Consider the following 2,613-nt stretch of genomic DNA (forward strand, 5'->3'; position numbering starts at 1 on the left):
ACGCGCGCGACCGGCTGGACTACCGCATCCTGGCGCGCCGCTTCCTGGCCGCCTGCGCCGCGCCCGCGTGAAGCGCCCATCACCGAGGAGACCATGATGACCCCGTCCCGCCCCTTGCACGCCCCCGCCATGCCTGCGCCCGCGACGTGCGCACCCGCGCTGTCCGCGACCGCGCTGTGCGCACCGGCGCCATCCGCACCCGCCCAAGCCACACCGGTGATGCCCGCAGCCACCCCATCGGCACCCGGCCCGTGCGCGCCCGCCCCGACGCCGCCCACCAAGTCGCCCGACGACGGCTTCCTGCCGTTCGCCGTGCCCGACCTCGGGCCCGAGGAAGCCGAGGCCGTCCTTGAATGCCTGCGCTCGGGCTGGATCACCAGCGGCCCGGTCTGCCGCCAGTTCGAGCAGGAATTCGCGGCCTACCTCGGCGGCGGCGTCGAGGCCATCGCGGTCAACTCCGCCACCGCCGGCCTGCACCTGGCGCTGGAGGCGCTGGGCATCGGCCCGGGCGACGAGGTGCTGGTGCCGACCATGACCTTCACCGCCACCGCCGAAGTGGTGCGCTACCTGGGCGCCGACCCGGTGTGCGTGGACATCGACGACGCCACCCTGTGCATCAGCGTGGCCGCCGCCGCAGCCGCGATCACGCCGCGCACCCGCGCCATCCTGCCGGTGCACTACGGCGGCCTGGCCTGCGACATGGACGCCATCCTGGCGCTGGCGCGCGCCCACGGCCTGCGCGTGGTGGAGGACGCCGCCCACGCCTTCCCCACCATCCACAACGGCCGCCTGGTCGGCACGCTCGACAGCGACGCCACCGTGTTCAGCTTCTACGCCAACAAGACCATCACCACCGGCGAAGGCGGCATGCTGGTCAGCCGCGACCCCGCGCTGTGCCGCCGCGCGCGCGCCATGCGCCTGCACGGCATCAGCGAGGACGCGTTCGAGCGCTACACCTCGCGCCGCCCGGCCTGGTTCTACCAGGTGGTCGCGCCCGGCTACAAATACAACCTGGGCGACGTCGCCGCCGCCATCGGCCGCCAGCAGCTGCGCAAGATCGGCCGCTTCCTGGAACGCCGCCAGCACCTGGCGCGCGGTTATCGCGAGGGCCTGGCCGGCCTGCCACTGCGGTTGCCGCCGGACGCCGGCCCCGGCAGCCAGCACGCGTGGCACCTGTACCCGGTGCGCCTGCGCGCCGACGCCCCGCTGGCGCGCGAGCGCCTGATCGAACTGCTGGCCGAGCGCGGCATCGGCACCAGCGTGCACTACATCCCGCTGCACCGCCAGCCCTACTGGCGCGAGCGCTACCGGCTGCAACCGGACGAGTTCCCGCAGGCCGAGGCCAGCTGGCCGACACTGCTGACCCTGCCGCTATACACCCGCATGCGCGACGCCGACCAGGCCCGCGTGATCACCGCGCTCAGGGAGCTGCTATGTTAGCCAAACGCCTGTTCGACGTGGCTGCCGCGCTGGCCGGGCTGGTGCTGCTGGCGCCGCTGTTGCTGCTGCTGGCCGTGTGGATCAAGTGCGACTCGCCCGGCCCGGTGCTGTTCCGCCAGCGCCGCGTGGGCCGCCACGGCCGCCCCTTCGACATCTGCAAGTTCCGCACGATGGCGCCCTCGGCCGAGGAAGCCGGCCAGCTCTCGCTGGCCGACGACGCCCGCGCCACCCGCGCCGGCCGCCTGCTGCGGCGGCACAAGCTCGACGAGCTGCCGCAGCTGTTCAACGTGCTGCTCGGCCAGATGAGCCTGGTCGGCCCGCGCCCCGAAGTGCCGCGCTACGTGGCCCACTATCCGCCGGCCGCGCGCGCGCTGGTGCTGTCGGTCCCGCCCGGCATCACCGACTGGGCCGCGATCCGCTTCCGCGACGAAGGCGAGATCCTGCGCCGCGCAGCCGACCCCGAGCAGGCCTACCTGCAGCAGGTGCTGCCCATCAAGCTGGAATACTACCTGCGCTACGTGCGCGAGCGCAGCTTCGGCGGCGACCTGCGCATCGTGTTCTGCACGCTGGCGGTGCTGCTGGCGCCGGCCGCGCGCCTGCGCCTGCTGGCGCACAGCCGCCTGACGCCGCGCGACCACCCGTCGCCGTGGATCGCGCTGCTGCGTGGCCTGGCGGCGCTGCAGGTGGCGGCCGCCCATCTGCGCGCGCAGGTGTTCCCAAGCCTGCGCACGCTGGAGCATCCGCCGCTGTGGTACCAGGCGCTGGCGTTCGCGACCGGCTTCGCGCAGCTGGCGGTGGTGTTGTTCTTCGTGTTGAGCGGCTGGCTGGTCGGCGGCAGCCTGCTTGACCGCTACGGCCACCCGCACGCGCTGCGCGACTACGGCATCGACCGCCTGACCCGGCTGTGGATCGTGCTGCTGCCGGCCTTCGCGCTGATGCTGCTGCTCGGCCTGGCCGACGGCACGCTGGCCGCCAGCGCCGATGTCGGCGGCGGCCAGCCGTGGTCGCTGCTCACCCTGCTGGGCAACCTGGCCGGCGTGCAGACGCTGGCCGTGCCCGCGTTCGGCGGCAACTTCCCGCTGTGGAGCCTGGCCAACGAAACCTGGTATTACGCGCTGTTCCCGCTGCTGATGCTGGGCGCGCGCGGCGCGGCCGTGCGCGTGCGCGTGGGCG

General features: G+C 73.7%; 2 protein-coding genes. Both read left to right on the forward strand.

The genetic code is table 11. The features are described from left to right. Window positions 1-219 precede the first annotated feature (219 nt). Complete coding sequence (locus GTP90_RS35360; RefSeq protein WP_161087882.1) at window positions 220-1,440, forward strand: DegT/DnrJ/EryC1/StrS family aminotransferase; 1,221 nt, start codon at window positions 220-222, stop codon at window positions 1,438-1,440. Beyond that, on the forward strand, window positions 1,434-2,613 hold a 1,180-nt coding region (locus GTP90_RS37495; protein WP_161087881.1), incomplete at its 3' end, for a sugar transferase. The genes GTP90_RS35360 and GTP90_RS37495, both read left to right, overlap by 7 nt.

It is taken from the genome of Duganella vulcania (genome assembly GCF_009857655.1).
Lineage (GTDB): Bacteria > Pseudomonadota > Gammaproteobacteria > Burkholderiales > Burkholderiaceae_D > Rugamonas > Rugamonas vulcania.